This window comes from Variovorax sp. YR750, from assembly GCF_900109805.1.
Lineage (GTDB): Bacteria > Pseudomonadota > Gammaproteobacteria > Burkholderiales > Burkholderiaceae_C > Variovorax > Variovorax gossypii.
Map to the genome: position 1 here is coordinate 57802 of NZ_FOBJ01000006.1, position 21508 is coordinate 79309.

Consider the following 21508-nt stretch of genomic DNA (forward strand, 5'->3'; position numbering starts at 1 on the left):
CATGAACAAACCCATCGACGCCCGTCTCCTGCAGCCCGCCGAGGCCTTTGCCGACTATCTGACCAACACCGCCGCGCGCATCGACGTGGGCGCCGAAGCGCTGGCGCACGAGCGCGGCATGCGCGTGGGCATCAGCCGCCCGCACGAGTCGGCGCACCTGCACGTGGCCGGCGAGGCCACCTACATCGACGACATTCCCGAACTCACGGGCACGCTGCATTGCGCGCTGGGGCTGTCGCCGGCGGCCAACGGGCGCGTCACGGCGATCTCGCTGGACGCCATCCGCGCGATGCCGGGCGTGGTCGCGGTCATCACGGCCGACGACATTCCGGGCACCAACGACTGCGGTTCGATCATCCACGACGACCCGATCCTGCTGCCGGTGAACGACGGCGGCGAGATCCGCTACCTCGGCCAGCCGGTGTTCGCCGTGATCGCCGAGACCCGCGACGCCGCCCGCCGCGCCGCCGCGAAGGCCAAGGATGCGCTGACCATCGAGGCGCAGCCGCCCGTGCTCACGCCGCAGGCCGCGCACGAGCGCGGACAGTACGTGGTGCCGCCGATGCACATCGTGCGCAGCGGCGGTGCCGCCAACGAGGGCGACGAGGCGGCGGTGCGCGCGGCCATCGCCAAGGCGCCGCGCCGCATCAAGTCCACGCTCGACGTGGGCGGGCAGGAACAGTTCTACCTCGAAGGCCAGATCAGCTACGCCATTCCGAAGGAGGGCGGCGCGCTGCACATCCACTGCTCCACGCAGCACCCGAGCGAGATGCAGCACCTGGTGGCGCATGCGCTGCACCTGCAGTCGAACGAGGTGCATGTCGAATGCCGGCGCATGGGCGGCGGCTTCGGCGGCAAGGAGTCGCAGTCGGCGCTGTTCGCCTGCGTGGCGGCCGTCGCCGCGCGTCAGCTGCAGCGCCCGGTGAAGCTGCGGCTGGACCGCGACGACGACTTCATGGTCACGGGCCGGCGCCACTGCTTCTGGTACGAGTACGAAGTCGGCTTCGACGACGAAGGCCGCATCCTCGGCGCGGAGATCACGATGGTCTCGCGCGCCGGCCACTCGGCGGACCTCTCGGGCCCGGTGATGACGCGCGCGCTGTGCCACTTCGACAACGCCTACTGGCTGCCCAACGTGGCCATGCACGGCTTCTCGGGCAAGACCAACACGCAGAGCAACACGGCCTTCCGCGGCTTCGGCGGCCCGCAGGGCGCGATCGCCATCGAGAACATCATGGACTCGGTGGCCCGCGAACTGAAGCGCGACCCTGTCGACGTGCGGCGAGTCAACTTCTACGGCAAGACGGAGAACAACGTCACGCCGTACCGCCAGACCGTGACCGACAACATCGTCCACGAACTCGTGGCCGAGCTGGAGCAAAGCAGTGACTACCGTGCGCGGCGCGAGGACATCGCCGCCTTCAACAAGAAGAGCACGGTGCTCAAGCGCGGCCTGGCGCTGGCACCGCTGAAGTTCGGCATCTCGTTCAACGTGAAGCACTTCAACCAGGCCGGCGCGCTGGTGCATGTGTACACCGACGGCTCGATCCTCGTGAACCACGGCGGCACCGAGATGGGGCAGGGCCTCAACACCAAGGTGGCGCAGGTGGTGGCGCACGAGCTGGGCGTGAGCTTCGAGCGCGTGCGCGTCACTGCGACCGACACGACCAAGGTGGCGAACACCTCGGCCACGGCCGCATCGACCGGCGCTGACCTGAACGGCAAGGCCGCGCAGGACGCCGCCCGCCAGATCCGCGAGCGCCTGGCCGATTGCGCGGCCGAGCGCCACGGCGGCAAGGCGGCCGAAGTGCGCTTCGCGAACGACAAGGTCGAGGTCAACGGCAAATCGCTGGCCTTCAGCACCGTGGTGGGCGAGGCGTACCTCGACCGCAAGCAGCTGTGGTCCGACGGCTTCTACGCCACGCCCGGCCTGAGCTGGGACAAGGACAAGATGCAGGGCCGCCCGTTCTACTACTACGCCTACGGCGCGGCGGTGAGCGAGGTGATCGTGGACACGCTCACCGGCGAGTGGAAGCTGCTGCGTGCCGACATCCTGCACGACGCGGGCAAGTCGCTGAACCCGGCGGTGGACATCGGGCAGGTCGAGGGCGCCTTCATCCAGGGCATGGGCTGGCTCACCACCGAAGAGCTGGTGTGGCATCCGCAAAGCGGCAAGCTCACCACGCACGCGCCCAGCACCTACAAGATCCCGACGGCCAACGACTGCCCGCCGGTGTTCAACGTGCGCCTGTTCGAGGGCCAGAACTTCGAGGATTCCATTCACCGCAGCAAGGCTGTGGGCGAACCGCCGCTGCTGCTGCCGTTCTCGGTGTTCTTCGCGATCCGCGACGCGGTGTCTGCCGCGGGCGACCACAAGGTCGATCCGCCGCTGAAGGCGCCGGCGACGAGCGAGTCGATTCTTCGCGCCATCACGGTGGTGCAGGCGGCATCGGCCGAATGACAGCGGGCCGTGCTCGCACGGTCCGAGCTTCACTCCCCTACCGAGTCTCGCCAAATGCCGCGCTGTATAACTGTTCGCACAGACAGGAAAGGTGTGAACAGCCATGAGAGACCAGGCTCTTTTCGACAAGATCGATCTGCACCTCATCAGGGTGCTTCACACCGTGCTGACCGACCGCAGCGTGTCGCGGGCGGCCATCCGGCTGGGCATGTACCAGCCGGCGGTGTCGGCGGCGCTGAAGCGGCTGCGCGAGCTCTCGGGCGATCCGCTGCTGGTGCGCTCGGGCTCGGGCATGGTGCCGACCGACGCGGGGCTGCGCATGATCGAGCCGGCGGCCAGCATCCTGCGCGCGGCGGAAATGCTGTTCTCGGATGCGCGCGGCTTCGATCCGCAGTCGGCGGCCACCACCTTCCGCATCGCGGCCAGCGACTACATGGACCCGCTCTTCCTGCCCATGCTGGTGGCACAGGTCAAGCGCGACGCGCCGCTGTGCCAGATCGAGATCCACGCGCTCTCGCCCGACTCGGACTACCACGGGCACCTGGCGCTCGGCCAGGTCGACCTGGTGATCGGCAACTGGCTCAAGCCGCCGGAAGACCTGCACATGGCGCGGCTCTTCGGGGACGACGTGGTCTCGCTGGTCAACAAGGACCATCCGGCGGTGCGCCGCGGCTGGGACCTGGAAACCTGGCTGGCGGCCGAGCACATCGCGCCGACGCCCATGCACCCGGGCGGGCGCGGCATCATCGACCAGATGCTCGACGAGCTGGGGCGGCAGCGAAACATCACGGCGCGCTGCGCGCACTTCGGGCTCATTCCGGACATGGTGGCCTCCAGCCTGCTGGTGCTGACCACCGGGCGCCAGTACTGCGAGCGCTTCGCCTCGCGGCTGCCGCTGAAGATTCTCGAATGCCCGGTGGCGCTGCCGCGGCTCATGTACTACCAGCTCTGGCACGAACGCACCCATTCGTCGAGCTCGGCGCGCTGGCTGCGCGAATGCATCAAGGAGGTGGCGGCGTCGCTGCGGCCTCCGGTTTCCGCCATACCGGGTCTATCCGACGCCGTCGCGCGTCCGCCCGCCGCACCTGAAACCTCGGATCCCTGAGAAATCCCCGTTCGCGCCGGCGTCGTGAGCGGGGTCAACGATGAAACCGCCACTACAACAGCTGGAGACAAGCGAATGAGTACGTTTGAACAGGCGCCGAAAGGCGCCGAGCCCCGCGCGCCGGGGCATGTCGAGTCCGCGCGCCCGCGCGCGGCTGTGGGCAGCGCAAGCGGCTCGGGTCTGCTTGAACGCCTGTTCAAGCTCGACGCGCACAACACCACGGTGCGCACCGAAGTCATCGCGGGGCTCACCACCTTCCTGACGATGGCCTACATCATCTTCGTGAACCCGTCGATCCTCGGCGACGCGGGCATGCCGAAGGGCGCGGTCTTCGTGGCCACCTGCCTCATTGCGGCGCTGGGCACGCTCATCATGGGCCTGTACGCCAACTACCCGATCGCGATGGCGCCGGGCATGGGCCTGAACGCCTACTTCTCCTACGTGGTGGTGCTGGGCATGGGCTACACATGGCAGGTGGCGCTGGGCGCGGTCTTCATCTCGGGCTGCCTGTTCCTGATCGTCACGGTCACCGGGCTGCGGGAGCTTTTCATACAGGGCATACCGCAGTCGCTGCGAACGGCGATCACGGTGGGCATCGGCATGTTCCTGGCGCTCATCGCACTGAAGAGCGCCGGCGTGGTGGCCGCTTCGCCCGCCACCTTCGTCACGCTGGGCGACCTGCATTCGGCGCCGGTGATCCTGGCGACGCTGGGCTTCCTCATCATCGTGGCGCTGGACAAGCTCAGGGTGCGAGGCGCGATCCTGATCGGGATCATCACCGTGACGGTGCTGTCCTTCTTCTTCGGCGGCAACAAGTTCCACGGCGTGTTCGACGCGCCGCCGTCCATCGCTCCCACCTTCATGCAGCTGGACATCCTGGGCGCGCTGAAGGGCGGCATCCTGAACGTGGTGCTGGTGTTCTTCCTGGTCGAGATGTTCGATGCCACCGGCACGCTGATGGGCGTGGCCAAGCGCGCCGGCCTGCTGGTGCCGGGCAAGATGGAGCGCATGAACAAGGCGCTGCTGGCCGACAGCGGCGCGATCTTCGCGGGCTCGCTGCTCGGCACCTCGAGCACCACGGCCTACGTGGAAAGCGCTGCCGGCGTGCAGGCGGGCGGCCGCACCGGCCTCACGGCCGTGGTGGTGGCGCTGCTGTTCCTGGCCTGCCTGATGATCTCGCCGCTGGCGGGCTCGGTGCCGGCCTACGCCACGGCTCCGGCGCTGCTCTTCGTGGGCTGCCTGATGCTGCGCGACCTGGTCGAGCTTGACTGGGAAGACACCACCGAGGTGATCCCGGCCGCTGTGACCGCGCTGGCGATGCCCTTCACCTACTCGATCGCCAACGGCCTGGCCTTCGGCTTCATCACCTATGCCGTGCTGAAGCTGTGCACCGGGCGGGCACGGGAAGTGCATGCGATGGTCTGGGTCATCGCAGCCGTGTTTCTCTTCAAGTTCGCCTACATCGGCGGGCATTGAAATGCTGAACTGAGCGAAGCGCCGTCGGGCGCCGATGGTCGCGGGGGACGCTATTAAACTGATAGCTGCTCCCGCTTTGTTGCAGTTGAACGAGACAAATCCACGAAACCCGGCATGACAACCCCCAGACTCCAGCTCGCGAACATCACCAAGCGGTATCCCGCGGTGGTGGCGAACAGCGACATCTCCCTGAGCGTCGCGCCCGGCGAAATCCATGCCGTGCTCGGCGAGAACGGCGCCGGCAAGTCGACCCTGATGAAGATCATCTACGGCTCGGTGAAGCCCGACGAAGGCACCGTGATGTTCGATGGCCACGCTGTCAACCTGCGCAACCCGCAGCAGGCGAGGGCGCTGGGCATCAGCATGGTGTTCCAGCACTTCAGCCTGTTCGACACGCTCACCGTGGCCGAGAACGTCTGGCTGGGGCTCGACAAGTCGCTGCAGCTCGCCGAGGTGACGCGCAGCATCACCGCCAAGGCGAGCGAGTACGGCCTCGACATCGATCCGGCGCGGCCGGTGCACACGCTGTCGGTGGGCGAGATGCAGCGGGTGGAGATCATCCGCGCGCTGCTCACCAACCCCAAGCTGCTGATCCTCGACGAGCCGACCTCGGTGCTCACGCCGCAAGCGGTGATCAAGCTCTTCGCCGTGCTGAAGAAGCTCTCGTCCGAGGGCTGCAGCATCCTCTACATCAGCCACAAGCTGCATGAGATCCAGGAGCTGTGCAGCGCCTGCACCGTGCTGCGCGGCGGCAAGGTGACGGGGGTGTGCAATCCGCAGAACGAGAGCACGCAGTCGCTGTCGCGGCTGATGATCGGCAGCGAACCGCCGCCGCTGCAGCACCGGCCGGTGCACGCGGGCGCGGTGGCGCTGCGCGTCGACCGGCTGTCGCTGGCGCGCGAGGACCAGTTCGGTGTCGACCTTGACGGCATCTCCTTCGAGGTGCGTGCGGGCGAGGTCGTCGGCATCGCCGGCGTGTCGGGCAACGGCCAGAAGGAATTGCTCTACGCGCTATCGGGCGAGGACGTGCGCGCCGAGGCGCCGATGGTCCGCGTGTTCGACAAGCCCGCCGGCCGGCTGCGTCCGCGCGCCCGCCGTGCGCTGGGCCTGCATTTCGTGCCCGAGGAGCGGCTGGGCCGCGGCGCGGTGCCCACGCTGGGACTCGCGCACAACCTGTTGCTCACGCGCGGCGAGGCCGTGGGCCGGGGCGGGTGGATCAGCACCGGCGCGCTCGAGCGGCAGGCCAAGGCCATCATCGAGCGCTTCAAGGTCAAGGCAGGCGGACCGAAGGCGGCGGCGCGCTCGCTCTCGGGAGGCAACCTGCAGAAATTCATCGTCGGGCGCGAGATCGACGCGAACCCGAAGCTCTTCGTCGTCTCGCAGCCGACCTGGGGCGTTGACGTGGGCGCGGCCGCGCTGATCCACGCCGAGATCCTCGCGCTGCGCGACGCAGGCTGCGCCGTGCTGGTGATCAGCGAGGAGCTCGACGAGCTGTTCAACATCAGCGACCGGCTGCACGTGATCGCCAAGGGGCGCCTGTCGCCTTCGATCGACCGGGCGGCTGCCACGCTGCCGCAGATCGGCGAGTGGATGAGCGGTTTGTGGCAGGGCGTGCAAGGCGCCGGCAAGACCACGGAGGCGGCCCATGCTTAAGCTCGAACCGCGTCCGGAACTTTCCCGCTTCTGGAGCTATGCCTCGCCGATCCTGGCGCTGCTGATCACCGTGCTGATCGGCGTGGCGCTGTTCGCCGCGCTCGGCAAGGACCCGGTCAAGGGCCTGCTGGTGTTCTTCTACGAGCCCATCAAGAACGGCTACGCCATCGGAGAACTGATGGTGAAGGCGACGCCGCTGCTCATCATCGCGCTGGGGCTGGCGGTGTGCTTCCGCTCCAACGTGTGGAACATCGGCGCCGAAGGGCAGTTCGTGTTCGGCGCCATCGCGGCGGGCGGCGTGGCGCTGCTGGCCGACAAGAACACGGGGCAGTGGATCGTCGTGGCCATCCTGCTGGCGGGCATCCTCGGCGGCATGGTGTGGGCGGGCATCGTGGCGCTGCTGCGCGACAAGTGCAACGCCAACGAGATCCTGGTGAGCCTGATGCTGGTCTACGTGGCCACGCTGCTGCTGGGCTACATGGTCTACGGGCCGTGGAAGGACCCGCACGGCTACAACTTCCCGCAGACCAAGACCTTCGAGGCGGTCACGCAGATCCCGCGCCTGTTCAAGGGCTCGCGCGTGAGCATCGGGCTGGTGATCGCGCTGGTGGGGGCGGGGGCGCTGTGGGTGTTCCTGTTCCGCACGCGCGCGGGCTTCGCGCAGCAGGTCGGCGGACTGGCGCCGGCGGCCTCGCGCTACGCCGGCTTCTCGGCGCGGCGCGCGGTGTGGATCGCGCTGCTGACCTCGGGCGCGGCGGCCGGCCTGGCCGGTGCGCTCGAAGTGGCCGGGCCGCTCGGCCAGCTCACGCCCTACGTGCCGGCGGGCTACGGCTTCGCGGCCATCATCGTGGCCTTCGTCGGGCGGCTGCATCCGGTGGGAATGATCTTCTCGGCCATCCTGATGAGCATGTTCTACATCGGCGGCGAGCTCGCGCAGTCGCGCCTGGGGCTGCCGAAGTCGCTCACCGGCGTGTTCCAGGGGCTGCTGCTGTTCACGCTGCTGGCCTGCGACACGCTGATCGCCTACCGTATCAAGCGCAAGGCGGCTGCGAAGGCTGCTTCCTCCATGACCACCGCCTCGCTGCAGGCGAGCACGCCCATTACCGCACCCGTCGCGCGTGCCACCGAAGGGAGCAACTGACCATGGAAAGCTACGCACTCCTGCTGGGCTCGACCCTGAGCGCGGGCACCGTGCTCGCCATCGCGGCGCTGGGCCTGCTCATCAACGAGAAGGCCGGCATCGTCAACCTCGGCGCCGAGGGCATGATGCTGTGCGCCGCCATCGCGGGCTTCGCGACGGTCGTCGTCACGCACAACCCCTGGCTGGGCTTTCTCGCCGGCATGGCGGCGGGCGCGCTGCTCGCGGCTTTCTTTGGCGTGCTGGTGATCTGGCTCAACACCAACCAGTACGCGACCGGCCTCGCGCTGAGCCTCTTCGGCGTGGGCTTCTCGGCCTTCGCCGGCATCAGCTTCGTGCAGGCAAAGCTGCCGGAAAGCGCCTCGTATGCCATTCCCGTCCTGGGCGACCTTCCGCTGGTCGGGCCGGCGCTGTTCCGCCATCACCCGATGGTGTATTTCGCGGTGGTGCTGACTTTCGCGCTGATCTGGTTTCTCTACCGCACGCGCGCCGGCCTGGTGCTGCGCTCGGTGGGCGAGTCGCCCGAGTCGGCGCATGCGCTGGGCTATCCGGTGCGGCGCATCCGCTTCATGGCGGTGATCGCGGGCGGCGCGCTGTGCGGGCTGGCGGGCGCGTATCTCTCGACCGTCTACACGCCGCTGTGGGTCGAGGGCATGGTGGCCGGCCGCGGCTGGATCGCGCTGGCGCTCACCACCTTCGCCACCTGGCGGCCGGTGCGCGTGCTGCTGGGGGCCTACCTGTTCGGCGGGGTGTCGATGCTGGGCTTCCACCTGCAGAGCAGCGGCGTCGACGTGCCGGCGCAGTTCCTCAGCATGCTGCAGTACATCGCGCCGATCGTGGTGCTGGCGCTGATCTCGCGCAACCCCGCGTTCATCCGCGCCAACATGCCGGCTTCCATCGGGAAACCGTTCTACCCCGGCTCATAATCGCGTTTTTCGTTTTCCCGCCAACCTGTCCTTTTGAGGATTTCCGACAATGAATGATCTGAACAAGCGCTCCCTGCTCAAGCTGGCCGCCCTCACGGCGGTCGCTTCGGCGGCCCTGATCGGCTGCGGCAAGAAAGAAGAAGCGGCAGCACCGGCCGCGGCACCCGCGCCGGCCCCGGCACCCGCCGCTGCGGCTCCGGCCCCGGCAGCGCCGCTGAACATCGCATTCGCATACGTCGGCCCGGTTGGCGACGGCGGCTGGACCTTCGCGCACGACAACGCACGCAAGGCGCTCGAGAAGGAATTCGGCGACAAGATCAAGACAACCTTCGTCGAGAGCGTGCCCGAGGGCGCCGACGCAGAGCGCGTGTTCCGCGACATGGTCGGCCAGGGCAACAAGCTGATCTTCGGCACCACCTTCGGCTACATGGAGCCCATGCTGAAGGTCGCGGCCGACAACAAGGAAGTGAAGTTCGAGCACGCCACCGGCTACAAGACCTCGGACAACATGCGCACCTACGACAGCCGCACGTACGAGGGCGCGTACATGGCCGGCATCATTGCCGGCTCCATGACCAAGAGCAACACGCTGGGCGTGGTCGGCTCGGTGCCGATCCCCGAAGTGCTGCGCAACATCAACAGCTTCACGCTGGGCGCGCAGTCGGTGAACCCGAAGATCACGACCAAGGTCGTTTGGGTGAACGAGTGGTTCAGCCCGCCGAAGGAAACCGAGGCAGCTACCGCCCTCATCAACGGCGGCGCCGACGTGCTGTTCCAGAACACCGACTCGCCGGCCGTGCTCAAGACCGCGCAGGAAAAGGGCAAGCGCGCCTTCGGCTGGGACTCCGACATGACCGCCTACGGTCCCAAGGCCCACCTGGCCTCGGCCACCATCAACTGGGCTCCGTACTACATCAAGGCCACCCAGGAAGCCCTGGACGGCAAGTGGGCCACCGGCCAGGCTTGGTGGGGCGTGAAGGAAGGCGCGATCGACCTCGTCTCCATCGCCGAAGACGTGCCGGCCGAAACCAAGGCCAAGGTCGAGGAAGTGAAGAAGGGCCTGAAGGACGGCAGCTTCGTGATCTGGAAGGGCCCGATCCTCGGCCAGGACGGCAAGGAAGTGGTCGCCAAGGACGCGGTGGCCGACGACAAGTTCCTCTCGGGCGTGAACTTCTACGTCAAGGGCGTGGAAGGCAAGGTGCCGGGCGGCGACAAAAAGTAATCGCAACGGACAGGGCGCTCTGCGCCCCGGGCCATCATGGGTAACGCCGTGATGGCTTTTTTTTGCCCGAAGGAATGGGAGGGAAGGAAAAAATGGCTTCTGCAGTGGGCGGTTTCTTTCGACGGTGCGCGGCGCGTCTCGGCGCGCTGCTTATCGCGGCCGGCATGGCTGGCGCGGCATGGGGAATGGATGCCGCCGAGCGGCGCTCGATACTCGACGCGGCGCGCCCGGTGGCGGCGCGCGATGCCGGGCAGCCCGTGAAGATCAAGGTCGATGTCCTGAACGTGGATACCGGCTGGGCAGTGCTGGTCGGCGAACTGGTCTCGCCGTCGGGCGGCTCGCCCGATTGGGAGAAGGCCGGGCAATGCCATCCGGCCCTGGACAAGATGCTGTGGGTGGTCCTGAAGAAATCCGCGGCTGCATGGAAAGTCAGGCACATCGACATCTGTGCCAGCGAACCTCCCTACTGGTATCTCGACAGCCTCTACGGGGGCCTCGTCTGGCCCTGCGGTGTTTACGCTGGCCTCGACGCCGGTTCGGAGGACGGGCCCCTCGAAAAACAGTGCCGGGCGCAGAGGGTGCGCCGTCGCCCGTGACCGGCGCGCCGCCTGTATCGCTGCGCATATACACCGAAAAGTTCTAACAGCCCGCACGTGTTGCGGGTTTTCTTTTTTTAAGGGGTTACCTACCTGAAACCTCTCAGCCTCCGCTAAAGTAACAATTAGTGTCACTATTGCGTACCGTCGCAGGGCGGAACGCAGCCCGAGGCAAGTCCCGGAGGACCATCAACGCTCCATCACGACGAGACTGAAATGCAGGACGCAGTCACCAATCCCACGCACGCGGCGTCGCAGCCGAACTTGTCCGATTCGCTGGAGATCCCGGGCTACGAATTGCTGGAGGAGTTGGGCGCGGGCGGCTACGGCACCGTGTATCGCGCGCTGCAGAAGAGCACGGGCACAGTGGTCGCGATCAAGGTCGTGAAGCTGCAGGTCGGCAGCCAGCGCGTGGCGCGCTTCCATCGCGAGACCAAGCTCTGCGCCTCGCTGCACCACCCGCACATCGTGCAATTGCTCGACAAGGGCGAGCAGGGCCCCAGCGTCTACGGCGTCTTCGAATACGTGCCGGGAGAAACGCTCACCAGCCTGATCCGCCGCAAGGGCTCGCTGACGGCCACCGAAACCGGCCACCTGATGGCCGAGGTGCTCGACGCGCTGGACTGCGCGCACAGCGCGGGCATCGTGCACCGCGACCTGAAGCCCGACAACGTGATGGTCACGTTCACCGGCGCAGTCCCGCACGCGAAGGTGCTCGACTTCGGCATCGGCACCGTCATTCCCTCGAACAGGGGCGACGAGTTCCCCACGCTCACGATGACCGACGAGGCCCTGGGCACGCCGGCCTACAGCGCGCCCGAGCAGCTGCGCGGCGAGCCGCCCGGCGTGAAGTCCGACCTCTACGCGTGGGGCCTGATGTTCATCGAGTGCCTCACTGGTGCGCCCGCCATCCGCGGTGCGTCGGCGGCTGAGATCCTTCACCAGCAGCTGAGCCCGCAGGAGGTGCAGCTGCCCGCCGAGATCGCCGGCCATCCGGTGGCTTCCGTGCTGCGCCAGGCCCTGAGGAAGAAGGCCGCCGACCGTTGCGATTCGGCGGCCACGCTGCTGGCCGAACTCGGCCGCCTGCGGCTGGACGACCTCGTCGGCGTGCTGCGCTCGGCCAAGCAGGCTCAGGACGACGCACTGGCGCAGACCGTCATCACCACGCGCGGCTTCTCCGAGAAGCGCCAGCTCACCGTGCTGTGCTGCAGCGTCTCGGTGTGGCCCGACGCGGCCGACGACGAGAGCGCCGACGACGCCTTGCCTTCCGACATCGAGAACCTCGAGCTGCTCCAGCGCAACGAGCTGGCGCTGTTCTCCGAGACCGCCACGCGCCGCGGCGGCCTGCTCGCGGGCACGCTGGGCGACCGGATGATCGTGCTCTTCGGCTATCCGCACGCCAGCGACACCGACGCGCGGCAGGCCGGCAGGACGGCCATGGAGCTGATCGCGCTGAGCCGCCAGCGCTCGGCCGCCATCGAGCAGGAGCACGGCGTGCACCTCGGTATCCGCATGGGCATGCACACCGGCATGGCGATCGTCGCCGCTGGCGAGATCCCGTCGGGCCATGCCGTCAACGTCGCGGTGCGGCTCGAAGGCGTGGCCGACACCGGCACGCTGCTCGCGAGCGAAAGCAGCTACCGCCTGCTGAGCCGCCACGCGCGCTTCGACAAGGCCGGCACCGTCACGCTGCCGGGGCAGTCCGGTGGTGTCCAGACCTACCGCCTCGGCGGCGAACAGCAGGCACCGGCATCCGACGGATTTGCCGAGCAGGCGCTGCACAAGGCCTGCATCGGGCGCGAGCCCGAGCTGCAGCAGCTGCGCTCGGCCTGGGCCCAGGCCCGCGAGGGCCAAGGCGGCGCGGTGTGGATCCGCGGCGAGCCGGGCATCGGCAAGTCGTGCCTCGCCGACGTGCTGCGCGATCAGGTCGCGAAGGAAGGCCTGCAGACCGTCATTGCGCAGTGCCAGCCCGAGAACCAGAACAACGCGCTGACGCCGTTCCTCGCGCTGCTGCGCCAGCGACTCGACGCAGCCCCCGATGCCGCCTCGCCCGATGCGCGGCGCGAGTACCTGCGCGAAGCCCTGCACGCCGCCGGCTGCGACGGCGAGGCGGTGCTGCCGATCTTCTGCGCGTGGCTTTCGCTCCCGCTGGGCGACCGCGCGCCGAGCCAGATGTCGCCGCCGATGCAGAAGGCGCTGCTGCTGCAGTCCACCGCGCAGTGGCTGCTGCACATGGCCGAGTCGGCGCCGCTCCTGCTGCTGCTTGAAGACGTGCACTGGGCCGACCCCACGACCATCGAGTTCGTCGAGCAGCTGATCGCGCAGCTGCCGCAGCGGCGCGTGCTGCTGGTGCTGACCGCCCGCCCCGAGTGGGTGAAGCCCGACGCCGTGCAGGCCGAATGCATCGAGGTGCGGCGGCTCGAAGACACCCAGGCCGCCGAGCTGGCGCGCCAGGCGCTGGCGCCCAGGGTCGTCGCGCCGCAGGTCATCGACAACGTGGTCGCGCGCACCGACGGCGTGCCGCTGTTCATCCAGGAAATGGCGCGCATGATGCTCGACGCCTACCTGGTCGAGAAGGACCACGTCTGGGTCTTCAAGGACACCGCGCAGCCGGCCGCCATTCCGGTCACGCTGCGGGACTCTCTGGTGAGCCGCTTCGACCGGCTGGGCCCCGTCAAGGGCCTGCTGCAGCTGGCGGCCACCATCGGGCGCCAGTTCGAGGCCGAGCTGCTGTGCGCCTGCTCCGGCAAGACCGCCGAGACGATGGACAGGGACATGGCCGTGCTGCTCGACGCCGGCCTCGTCGCGCCGGCCGGCCTGCCGGGCAGCTTCATCTTCCGCCACGCGCTGATTCGCGACACCGCCTACGAAAGCATGCTGGTCGCGCAGCGCCGGCAGCTTCATCGCAACGTCGCGCAGACGCTGATGGACAGCCAGCCGCAGCACGTGGCGAGCGAGCCGGGCAGCGTGGCCCAGCACTGGGCCGACGCGGGCGAGCATGCGCAGGCCGTGGCGCTGGCGGTGCGGCAGCTGCGCATCACGCAGCACCGCTCGCTCAACGACGAAACGATTTCCTACGCCCAGCACATCGACGGCTGGATGGCGCACCTGGAAGGCGAGGCGCAGCGCGAGGCGCGGCTCGACGTGAACAGCTACGTCACGCAGGCGATGATGAACAAGTACGGCTGGGCGCACGCGCAGGTGGTCGATCGCATCGCGCTGTCGCAGGAGCTGCTGTCCGACGAGGTGCCCCGCGAGAAGCAGGTGCAGCACCTGTGGACGCTGATCACCTTCCACCACGTGGCGAGCAACCGCGCCGAGGTGCAGCAGCTGAGCAACCGGCTGCTCGACCACGCCACGCAGCAGCAGGACCAGGGCGTGTTCGTCGCGGCGCAGACCTACCTCGGGCTCGCGCACTATTCCGACGGCTACTTCGAGCGCGCCGAGCAGTCGCTGAGCGACGCCATCGAGGGCTACAACCCCGAGGCCCACGCGCACCACGCCGCCGACTTCGGCTTCGACACGCGCGTGTGGGCGACCACCGGGCGCGCCCTGGTGCGCTGGTTCGCCGGCCACGACGCGGCCGCGCGCGCCGACGCGACGAACTCCGTGCGCTGGGCCCGCGAGATGTCGCACATCCCGTCGCTGAGCATGGCGCTGCTGTACCAGAGCCTGGGCCACCAGGCCCGCAACGACAAGGCGCGCGCGCTGGTGAGCACGGGCGAGCTGCTGGGCATCACGCAGCGCTACGGCCTGCCGGCGTTCCAGGGCTACGCGGAAATCATCCGCTGCTGGGCCACCGGCGACGTCGACAGCATCGCGCAGGCCGACGGCTGGATCCAGGCGCTGTGGGGCATGGGCTGCCGCTATTGCCAGACCTACTACCGCGCCTTCGCCGCCGACACGCTGGCCGCCAACGGCCGCTGGAACGAGGCGCTCGCGCGCATCGACGAATCCCTGCGCCTGACCGACGAGCTCAAGGAAGGGCTCTACCGCTCCGAGCTGCACCTGCAGAAGGCCCGCTACCTGCAGGCAGCCGGCGGTGATCGCGATGCCGTGGCCGCGTGCTTCGCGAAGGCTGCCGAAGTGGCGCGCGAAGGCGCCAAGCACAGAACCGAATACGAGGCCCTGGCGGCGTTGCAGGCACTGGCGGATTCCGCCGCGCCCGACGTTGCCGCGCGCCTGAAGGATCTGGCCGCGCTGCGGCCGGAATTGCCCGCGCGCATGCCCATGCATGCGCCAATTTCTTCTTGAACCAAGGATGAAGTCACCATGACCTTTCAAAGCCAAGCCGGCGAACCGTTGCTCGAATTCCGCCTTGCCTACCTGCGGGCCATTGCCAAATCGTGGCAGGACGACGCCTACCGTCGCACCTTGCTCGACGCGCAGGACATCCAGCCGCTGCTGCACGAGGACTTCGCCCTGCCGACGCAGTGGCCGATGCTCGACGTGAAGCTCTTCCAGAGCCCCGATCCGGACCAGCGCGCCGAATGGAAGCCGATGCTGACGGCCGGTTGGGTCGGCCCCGACGATTCCTTCGTCATCGTGCTGCCGCAGGCGCCGTCCTCGCTTGCCACGGAAGCGCTGGCCGCCTACTACCAGCTGTTCCCGAACTTCATGGGCCCCGCCGCCGGCTTCGGGCCGCCCTCCGGCCTCCTGGGTGGCGCGCTGCCCACCGGCCTGGGCATTCCCGGCGGCGGCGATGGTTCGCTGCTGGCCTTCGGCGGCGTGGTGCTGCGCGCGATCGCACTCGCATGGCAGTCGCCCGAGTTCCTTTTCGACCTCACGCGCAACCCCGATGCCGACAAGGCGCCCGTGATCAGCCAATGGCTGGGCTACAACAACCCGTTCAACTTCAAGATCCTGTTCACGACCAATTCGGCCTTCACCTGGGATGCAGCCACGGGTGCATGGAACCTGAAGAACGCCAACGGCACGCTGATCAAGAACAGCATCGTCCTCAACTACCCGACCGCGCCGGTGGAAGAGAACCTGCGTCCGATCGCGCTGACCTCGTACAACAACACGGGCGACGCCTATCCGTTCACCTGCTGAGTCCGCGGCCGGCCACCAGGGGCCGGCTGAAGAAGCAGGGGCGGGCAGCGCGCTGCAGGGCGCGACGGCCACGCTCCTGCTGACCCTGGCCGCGCGCGCCCGTTCGGGCAGCGTGGCCGATGCTTCGGTGTTTTCCGATCCCGAGGCGCGGCGCATCGCGGCGTCGCTGCCTTTCGACATCTCGGGCTACGCGGCGGACGAGGCCTTCGTCAGGAGCATCGTCCTGCGCGCCGCCTTGTTCGACCGTTTCGCGGCCGAATTCCTTTCCGCCCATCCGGACGCCCTGTGCATCTCGCTGGGCGCCGGCCTCTGCACGCGGCGCAGCCGTCTCGACGCCTCCCTGGTGGCGCGCTCGAGCTGGCTCGACATTGATCTGCCGGATGCCGTCGAGCTGCGGCAGCGCCACATCGCACGCGCCGAAGGCGAGAGCGAGCTTGCATGCTCGGTGCTCGACCCGAGCTGGCTCGACGTCGCCGGCCTGCCCGGCGAACGCCCGGTGCTCGCGATGCTGGAGGGCGTGTGCCCCTACCTGCCGCAGGCCCCGCTGGAGGCCCTGCTGCGCAGCCTCGCCGGGCGCTTCGAGCATGCGAAGACCCCGTGCGTCCTCGTGCTCGACCACGTCCATCCGGTGCTCGCGCGCCAGTCCATGGCCGTGGGCGGCATGCGGCTGCCGGTGGTGTCGGGCTTCGAGAACGCGGCGCAGATCGCCGGCCTGCATCCGTCGATGCGGGTGCTGTCCGAAGACCACATCTACGCGCAGTTCTCGGAACGCCACAGCCTGTTCGAAGCGGCGTTCCGGGCCACGACGGGGGCTTGGCCCTACGGCGTGGTGCGCCTCGGACTGGGCTCGCAAGACGACGAAGACGACGAAGGCGATGAAGGCAATGAAGGCGATGAGTGAGGGCCCGGGCAAGGGCGCCCCGCCCGATTTCTTCGGCGACGTCTTCCGCTGGCACGACAGGTTCCTGCCGCCCGTGGTGCTGCGGGACCGCGTGCTGCTGGCGAGCGAGAACGACCTGCTGGTGCTCGGCTCGCCGGGCGTGATGGCCGTCGAGCGCGTGCTGCGCGAAGGCACCAGCCTCGCGGCGCATTGCCGTGCCGAGGGGGCGGCCGCGCCCCTCGCGCAGATGCTGCATGCGCTGGAGGCACTGGCGCGCCAGGGGCTCGTGCGGCCCGCGGCGACGGACGGTGCCGACTTCCATTTCGTGCCCGATTATTCGAAGGAGCATGCGCGCATGGCGCTCTCCGGCGACGTGGATGTCGTCGTGCTGTCGGGCGCGGTGAGCGGCGAGGCGGCGAGCCGCTGGGGACTGGCCCTGTCGCAAGGGCTGCCCGGCGGCACCGGCCTCACGCTCGTGTTCTGCGACGACTACCTCGACCCCAGGCTCGGCACCATCGACGCGCAGCAGCGCGCCTCCGGTCGCGCCTGGCTGCTGGTCAAGCCGACGGGCGAGCAGGCGATGGCCGGCCCCGTCTTCAGGCCGGGCGCGGCGCAGCCCGGCCCGTGCTGGCATTGCCTCGCGCACCGCTGGCTCAGGAACCGGCCGGCGCGCGCCTGGTGGCAGGCTCGGCACGGCAGCCCCGACATCGGACTCCCGGTACGGGCAGATGCCGGGCTGGTCGGCGAGCGGCTCGACCGGCTGCTGCCCGCCGCGCTGCGCATCGTCGCCCAGGCGGACGGGGCGCAGGTGGAGGTGCTCGACTCGCCGCAGCCGCACCCCGTAGCCACCCGTCCGCAATGCCCGCACTGCGGAACGCCGGGGATGGTCGCGCGGCGGCAGCGCGAGCGCGTCGTGCTGGCGCCGGGCCTGCCCACCGCCAGCCACGACGGCGGCTGGCGCACGGTGCCGGCCCCGGTCACGGTGGAGCGGCTCATGCGCCACGTCAGCCCGCTGAGCGGCGTGATCGCGCGCATCGTGCCGCTCAATGCGGAGGCCGAGGGCGCGCTGACGGTGTATCGCAGCGAGATCTCCAGGACGCCGCCGACCGGCGACGACGAGCTTCCCGGCGTGCTGACCCAGGTGTGCCTGGGCAAGGGCATGTCGATGGCCCAGTCCCGCGCCAGCGCGCTGTGCGAGGCGGCCGAGCGGCATGCCGCCTTCTTCCAGGGTGACGAGGCGTGGGTGATCGCGCCTGCGTCGGAACTCGACGCGCGCTGCATCGAGCCGCAGGCGCTGGCCGTCTTCAGCGAGCGGCAGCGCGCCGGGTTCGATATCCGCAAGCCGCCGCACGCAGTGGCCCCGTCCGCCGCCCGGCAGCAGCAACAGCTGCCTTCCTGGTGGACCCCGGCCTGGTCGCTGACGGCCGATGAGCGCCGCTACCTGCCGCTGTCCTTCTGCTTCGCCAACGCGCCGGCGCAAAGCCAGTTCCACGTGAGTTGGACTTCGAACGGCTGCGCAGCGGGTAACACGCGCGAGGAAGCCATCCTCCAGGGCTTCCTGGAGTTGGTGGAGCGCGACGCCGCCGCCGTCTGGTGGTACGGCCGGGTGCCCAGGCCGGCGGTCGACCTTGGCGGCCTGCCGGACGAGATCCGGCAGCGCATCGAACGCACCTGCGGCCCGCGCTGGGAGCGCTGGGTGCTCGACATCACGCACGACTTCGGCATTCCGGTGGTGGTCGCCGTCGGCCGGCACCTCGACACGGGCGCCTGGGCCATCGGCTTCGGCTGCAGCCCCGATCGCTCGCTGGCCTGCGAGCGCGCGCTCACCGAAATGAGCCAGCTGATCGCGGCCGGCAAGACTCTTGCGGTCCAGGCCGACGAAGGCGCGGAGGAGGGCGCGCCGCCGGCCTTCCTCATGCCGGCGGGCATGGCCGGAGCCGCGACAGTCGAGTCTGCCGCGCCTGGGGAGAGGGCGGACATCGCCGCCGAGATCCGCCGGTGCGTGAGCATCGCCGCCTCGCTCGGCCTGGAAACCATCGTCCTGGACCACACCCGCCCCGACGTGCCCCTGTGCACGGTGAAGGTGGTGGTGCCGGGGCTTTGCCATATCTGGCCGGAGCTTGGCAATCCGCGCCTGTACCGCGTGCCGGTCGACCTTGGATGGCGCGACACTCCGGTGCGTGAAGCCGACCTGAATCCGCAGGCGCTTTACGTCTGATATCGCGAAGGAGAAGAAAAGATGGCCATCTTCAGGAACAAGCTCGACCGGCGACCCACCGTGCTGCGGCCGGTGCATGCCTTCGGTCGCCGCGCCTCGGTGTGCCAGACGGTGCTGCAGGCGCCGGACGTGTCTCAGGTCCACGCGCTCGTGCGCTGGAACAGGCACACCTGGGAAATCGTCGACCAGAGCCGCAACGGCACCACGATGAACGGCGAGCGCCTCGCCAGCGGCCGTTGGACCGCGCTGTCCGCGGGCGCCGAGATCCGCATGGGCGTGGGCGACGAGTCGGTCTGGATCGCGGACGACCTGGCTCCGCCGGCCACCTGCCTCTTTCCCGTCGAGGGCGCCGGCGCCATGGTGTCGCTGAGCCTGCGCGAGAACCTGCTGCCGGACGACCAGCAGCCCGAGGCGAACGTCTACTTTCAGGACGGCAAGTGGATGCTGGAGCACATCGACGGCATCGAGCACCTGGGCGACGGCGCCATGGTCCGCACCTCGGGCAGCACCTGGGAGTTCGTGCTGTGCGACGACCTGGCCTTCACCTCCGAGAACCCGATCGCCGCCCCGGCGCCGGCGGCGGCGGACGTGGCGCTGCACTTCGACGTCAGCCAGAACGAGGAGCACACGAGCCTGAACCTGGTGGCCGAGGGCAAGTCGGTGCCGTTGGGCGAGCGCATCCATCACTACACCCTCGTCACGCTGGCGCGCCTGCGCCAGAAGGACGCCCAGAGAGGCCTCGCGCCGCAGAGCCAGGGCTGGATCGGGCTGGACGAGCTGTCGCGCATGCTGGGCGTGGAGCCCTCCTACGTGAACATCCAGATCTTTCGCGCCAAGCACCAGATCCTGAATGCGCTGCCGCCGCACTTGGCGGAGCCACCGCTGGTCGAGCGGCGCCGCGGCAACGTGCGCCTCGGTAACTACCCTTTCGAGATACGTGGCGGGGCGCAACCTCTGTAATCTTCTGTAATTCCGTTCATCCCCTGCACTCCCTAGAGTGACAGCACTCCGGAGCCATCGTGGCCCGGACTGTCAATCACTTGCTTGTGGGAAGTTGCCATGGGAATGATCTACTCCGTCGCGGTCAACAACCATGCGAGCCATCCGGGCTGCTTCATGGTGTTCCAGAACGACCCGACGCAGTTGGCGCCGAACGCGCTGTCGCTGGCCTGGTTCGTCAGGTACTCGAACCCGGGCCCGAACTCCCGCGTCAAGTTCCAGTGGAGCGTCGACACCGGCTTCTCCTGGGCCGAAACCGGCGAGCTGCAGCCCGGCGCCCAGTTCACGCCCACCGAAACCTACGTGCCGAGCGGCCCTAACAACAAGATCACGCTCGACTGCAATCGCACTTACCGGTTCATGAATGCCACGCAGGGGCCCGAGCAGTCGCGCTTCTATCTGGCGCAGTCGGCGGGCATCCCGGCCCGGTCGGCGGCCGCCGTGGGCGTGACCATGGGAGGCAGCACGGTGTACGCGGTGCAGGCGCGTCCCAACCAGAACCTGGTCATCGCGCCGCATCCGAAGTACTTCCTCGCCTACGGGGACTACCAGGAAGGCGACGTGATCGACGCGAGCTCGATCAACAACCCGCTGGAGCTGCGCTACCCGCCCGGCGTCTACGCACTGACCACGACGCTGAACGCGGACGACACCTGGGACCAGCCGGAGAGCCTGGCCCATTCGAACGCGAGCCGCCTGCGACTGCTCGCGGCCTGAGATTACTGCTGTCACACCTCCCGGTTCCGTTGAGGACGACGACCATGAGATCAACACGCCATGCTGCAAACCATCATTTCCCCATTTCTCGCGCCGCGTCGGTTGTTGCCAGCGAACTTGCGGAGTCCGGCCATGCGCCCGCAGCAAGCCGCGGTTGAACGGGTCGCGATGCGGCGCGTGTTCATGGTGCCCCCGGGCGCGCGCCTGGAGGACCCGGACGTCGACTGCCTGCCCATGGCCGAAGCGGTCTGGGAGCGCGGCTACACGCTCGTGATCGACGAGGTCAAGCGCGGCCTGCTGCAGGACTTCTGGAAGAACTACTACGGCGCCTCCGCCGAGATGGCGATGTCCGGCAACCGGCTGATGGAGCTGCGCAAGGACATCATGGCGATCACGCCCGACTGCCTGGGCGAGCCGGCCGTGTTCCAGTTTCTCGTGCAGCTGACCCGCATGTGCGTGCGCGCGTACAGCGTGCAGGGCACGCTGCAGGTAATCGCAGAATAAATAAGCTCTCCCCCAGGCTTCGCGCACTTCGTGTCGCTGGGCCAACCCCTTGCCGGGGCGACACCGGCGGCCCGGCGAAGCCGGTTCCGCGGTGTCCCGCGAATGGGGGCGTGCGGGAGAGCCGGGCGAGACTAGGAGCCGGCTGCCTGCAGCTGCGCCCCCATCTTCTGGTGGATCAGGTTCACCGCCTTCAGCGGGCGCAGCATCACCTTGAACTCGGTGATCTTTCCCTCGTCGCTCCACTTCATCATGTCGACGCCGTTGATCTGGATGCCATCCAGCTCGAGCGCGAATTCGAGCACCGCGTCGCGTTCGGACCGGAGCTCGCGCACGTAGCGGAAGCTCTCGTTGAAGAAGACCTGGAAGGCGGCCGCCAGGTATTTCTTCGTGATGCCCTTGCCGGCCTGGGGCGTGTGCACCACCGGCGAATGAAAGACGGCGTTGTCGTCGAGCAGGGCATCGAGCCCTGCCACGTCGCGTTCCTTGACGAGCCGGTGCCAGGTGGCGAGGGTGTCGATCGGCATGGGTCTCCTGAAGCTGTTGTGGTCGATGCCCGCC

16 protein-coding genes are annotated in these 21508 nt (G+C 68.6%); 15 read left to right on the forward strand and 1 reads right to left on the reverse strand.

Annotation, left to right across the window (positions count from 1 at the left end):
- The first annotated feature begins 1 nt into the window (after nucleotide 1).
- From xdhB to BMY35_RS14105, 15 genes are all read left to right on the forward strand, one after another.
- Nucleotides 2-2461, forward strand: a complete 2460-nt coding sequence (gene xdhB, locus BMY35_RS14035; RefSeq protein ID WP_093199806.1) for a xanthine dehydrogenase molybdopterin binding subunit — start codon at nucleotides 2-4, stop codon at nucleotides 2459-2461.
- A 103-nt stretch (nucleotides 2462-2564) separates the two neighbouring features.
- Nucleotides 2565-3566 carry a LysR family transcriptional regulator gene (locus BMY35_RS14040; RefSeq protein WP_093199808.1) on the forward strand — a complete coding sequence of 334 codons (1002 nt, stop codon included), beginning with the start codon at nucleotides 2565-2567 and terminating at the stop codon, nucleotides 3564-3566.
- Nucleotides 3567-3641: 75 nt separating this feature from the next.
- A complete protein-coding gene (locus BMY35_RS14045) occupies nucleotides 3642-5042 on the forward strand; it encodes an NCS2 family permease (RefSeq protein WP_093199811.1) in 1401 nt (466 codons plus the stop codon).
- 114 nt (nucleotides 5043-5156) lie between these two features.
- Nucleotides 5157-6695 carry an ABC transporter ATP-binding protein gene (locus tag BMY35_RS14050; RefSeq protein WP_093199813.1) on the forward strand — a complete coding sequence of 513 codons (1539 nt, stop codon included), beginning with the start codon at nucleotides 5157-5159 and terminating at the stop codon, nucleotides 6693-6695.
- Nucleotides 6688-7836: an ABC transporter permease gene (locus BMY35_RS14055; RefSeq protein WP_093199815.1), complete on the forward strand. Its 1149-nt coding sequence runs from the start codon at nucleotides 6688-6690 to the stop codon at nucleotides 7834-7836. The genes BMY35_RS14050 and BMY35_RS14055 overlap by 8 nt, the downstream gene beginning before the upstream one ends.
- A 2-nt stretch (nucleotides 7837-7838) precedes the next feature.
- Nucleotides 7839-8759, forward strand: a complete 921-nt coding sequence (locus BMY35_RS14060) for an ABC transporter permease (protein ID WP_093199818.1) — start codon at nucleotides 7839-7841, stop codon at nucleotides 8757-8759.
- Between the two features lie 49 nt (nucleotides 8760-8808).
- The gene (locus tag BMY35_RS14065; protein WP_093199820.1) at nucleotides 8809-9981 is read left to right on the forward strand and encodes a BMP family ABC transporter substrate-binding protein; all 1173 of its coding nucleotides are present in this window, start codon (nucleotides 8809-8811) and stop codon (nucleotides 9979-9981) included.
- Between the two features lie 92 nt (nucleotides 9982-10073).
- Nucleotides 10074-10577 carry a hypothetical protein gene (locus BMY35_RS14070; protein WP_093199823.1) on the forward strand — a complete coding sequence of 168 codons (504 nt, stop codon included), beginning with the start codon at nucleotides 10074-10076 and terminating at the stop codon, nucleotides 10575-10577.
- 216 nt (nucleotides 10578-10793) lie between these two features.
- Nucleotides 10794-14831, forward strand: coding sequence for a TOMM system kinase/cyclase fusion protein (locus BMY35_RS14075; protein ID WP_093199825.1), 4038 nt, complete (start codon nucleotides 10794-10796; stop codon nucleotides 14829-14831).
- A gap of 18 nt (nucleotides 14832-14849) precedes the next feature.
- Entirely contained in the window at nucleotides 14850-15632 is a 783-nt protein-coding gene (locus BMY35_RS14080) for a BMA_0021/BMA_0022 family TOMM bacteriocin (RefSeq protein WP_093199827.1), read from the forward strand.
- 85 nt (nucleotides 15633-15717) lie between these two features.
- Nucleotides 15718-16533, forward strand: coding sequence for a class I SAM-dependent methyltransferase (locus tag BMY35_RS14085; protein ID WP_371287171.1), 816 nt, complete (start codon nucleotides 15718-15720; stop codon nucleotides 16531-16533).
- Nucleotides 16517-18730: a TOMM precursor leader peptide-binding protein gene (locus tag BMY35_RS14090; protein ID WP_256228398.1), complete on the forward strand. Its 2214-nt coding sequence runs from the start codon at nucleotides 16517-16519 to the stop codon at nucleotides 18728-18730. The genes BMY35_RS14085 and BMY35_RS14090 overlap by 17 nt, the downstream gene beginning before the upstream one ends.
- 21 nt (nucleotides 18731-18751) lie before the next feature.
- Entirely contained in the window at nucleotides 18752-19690 is a 939-nt protein-coding gene (locus tag BMY35_RS14095; protein ID WP_093199835.1) for an FHA domain-containing protein, read from the forward strand.
- A 99-nt stretch (nucleotides 19691-19789) separates the two neighbouring features.
- Nucleotides 19790-20446: a hypothetical protein gene (locus tag BMY35_RS14100; RefSeq protein ID WP_256228401.1), complete on the forward strand. Its 657-nt coding sequence runs from the start codon at nucleotides 19790-19792 to the stop codon at nucleotides 20444-20446.
- A 132-nt stretch (nucleotides 20447-20578) separates the two neighbouring features.
- Entirely contained in the window at nucleotides 20579-20950 is a 372-nt protein-coding gene (locus BMY35_RS14105) for a hypothetical protein (RefSeq protein ID WP_256228403.1), read from the forward strand.
- A gap of 131 nt (nucleotides 20951-21081) precedes the next feature.
- Here BMY35_RS14105 and BMY35_RS14110 read toward each other — a convergent pair whose 3' ends face one another.
- On the reverse strand, nucleotides 21082-21474 hold the full coding sequence (locus BMY35_RS14110) for a nuclear transport factor 2 family protein (RefSeq protein ID WP_093199842.1): 393 nt from the start codon (nucleotides 21472-21474) through the stop codon (nucleotides 21082-21084).
- Nucleotides 21475-21508 lie beyond the last annotated feature (34 nt).

Bases quoted from the DNA above. Each gene is read 5' to 3' on its own strand.
- xdhB (WP_093199806.1), top strand. From the start codon at position 2: ATGAACAAACCCATCGACGCCCGTCTCCTGCAGCCCGCCGAGGCCTTT.
- BMY35_RS14040 (WP_093199808.1), top strand. From the start codon at position 2,565: ATGAGAGACCAGGCTCTTTTCGACAAGATCGATCTGCACCTCATCAGG.
- BMY35_RS14045 (WP_093199811.1), top strand. From the start codon at position 3,642: ATGAGTACGTTTGAACAGGCGCCGAAAGGCGCCGAGCCCCGCGCGCCG.
- BMY35_RS14050 (WP_093199813.1), top strand. From the start codon at position 5,157: ATGACAACCCCCAGACTCCAGCTCGCGAACATCACCAAGCGGTATCCC.
- BMY35_RS14055 (WP_093199815.1), top strand. From the start codon at position 6,688: ATGCTTAAGCTCGAACCGCGTCCGGAACTTTCCCGCTTCTGGAGCTAT.
- BMY35_RS14060 (WP_093199818.1), top strand. From the start codon at position 7,839: ATGGAAAGCTACGCACTCCTGCTGGGCTCGACCCTGAGCGCGGGCACC.
- BMY35_RS14065 (WP_093199820.1), top strand. From the start codon at position 8,809: ATGAATGATCTGAACAAGCGCTCCCTGCTCAAGCTGGCCGCCCTCACG.
- BMY35_RS14070 (WP_093199823.1), top strand. From the start codon at position 10,074: ATGGCTTCTGCAGTGGGCGGTTTCTTTCGACGGTGCGCGGCGCGTCTC.
- BMY35_RS14075 (WP_093199825.1), top strand. From the start codon at position 10,794: ATGCAGGACGCAGTCACCAATCCCACGCACGCGGCGTCGCAGCCGAAC.
- BMY35_RS14080 (WP_093199827.1), top strand. From the start codon at position 14,850: ATGACCTTTCAAAGCCAAGCCGGCGAACCGTTGCTCGAATTCCGCCTT.
- BMY35_RS14090 (WP_256228398.1), top strand. From the start codon at position 16,517: ATGAAGGCGATGAGTGAGGGCCCGGGCAAGGGCGCCCCGCCCGATTTC.
- BMY35_RS14095 (WP_093199835.1), top strand. From the start codon at position 18,752: ATGGCCATCTTCAGGAACAAGCTCGACCGGCGACCCACCGTGCTGCGG.
- BMY35_RS14100 (WP_256228401.1), top strand. From the start codon at position 19,790: ATGGGAATGATCTACTCCGTCGCGGTCAACAACCATGCGAGCCATCCG.
- BMY35_RS14105 (WP_256228403.1), top strand. From the start codon at position 20,579: ATGCGCCCGCAGCAAGCCGCGGTTGAACGGGTCGCGATGCGGCGCGTG.
- BMY35_RS14110 (WP_093199842.1), bottom strand. From the start codon at position 21,474: ATGCCGATCGACACCCTCGCCACCTGGCACCGGCTCGTCAAGGAACGC.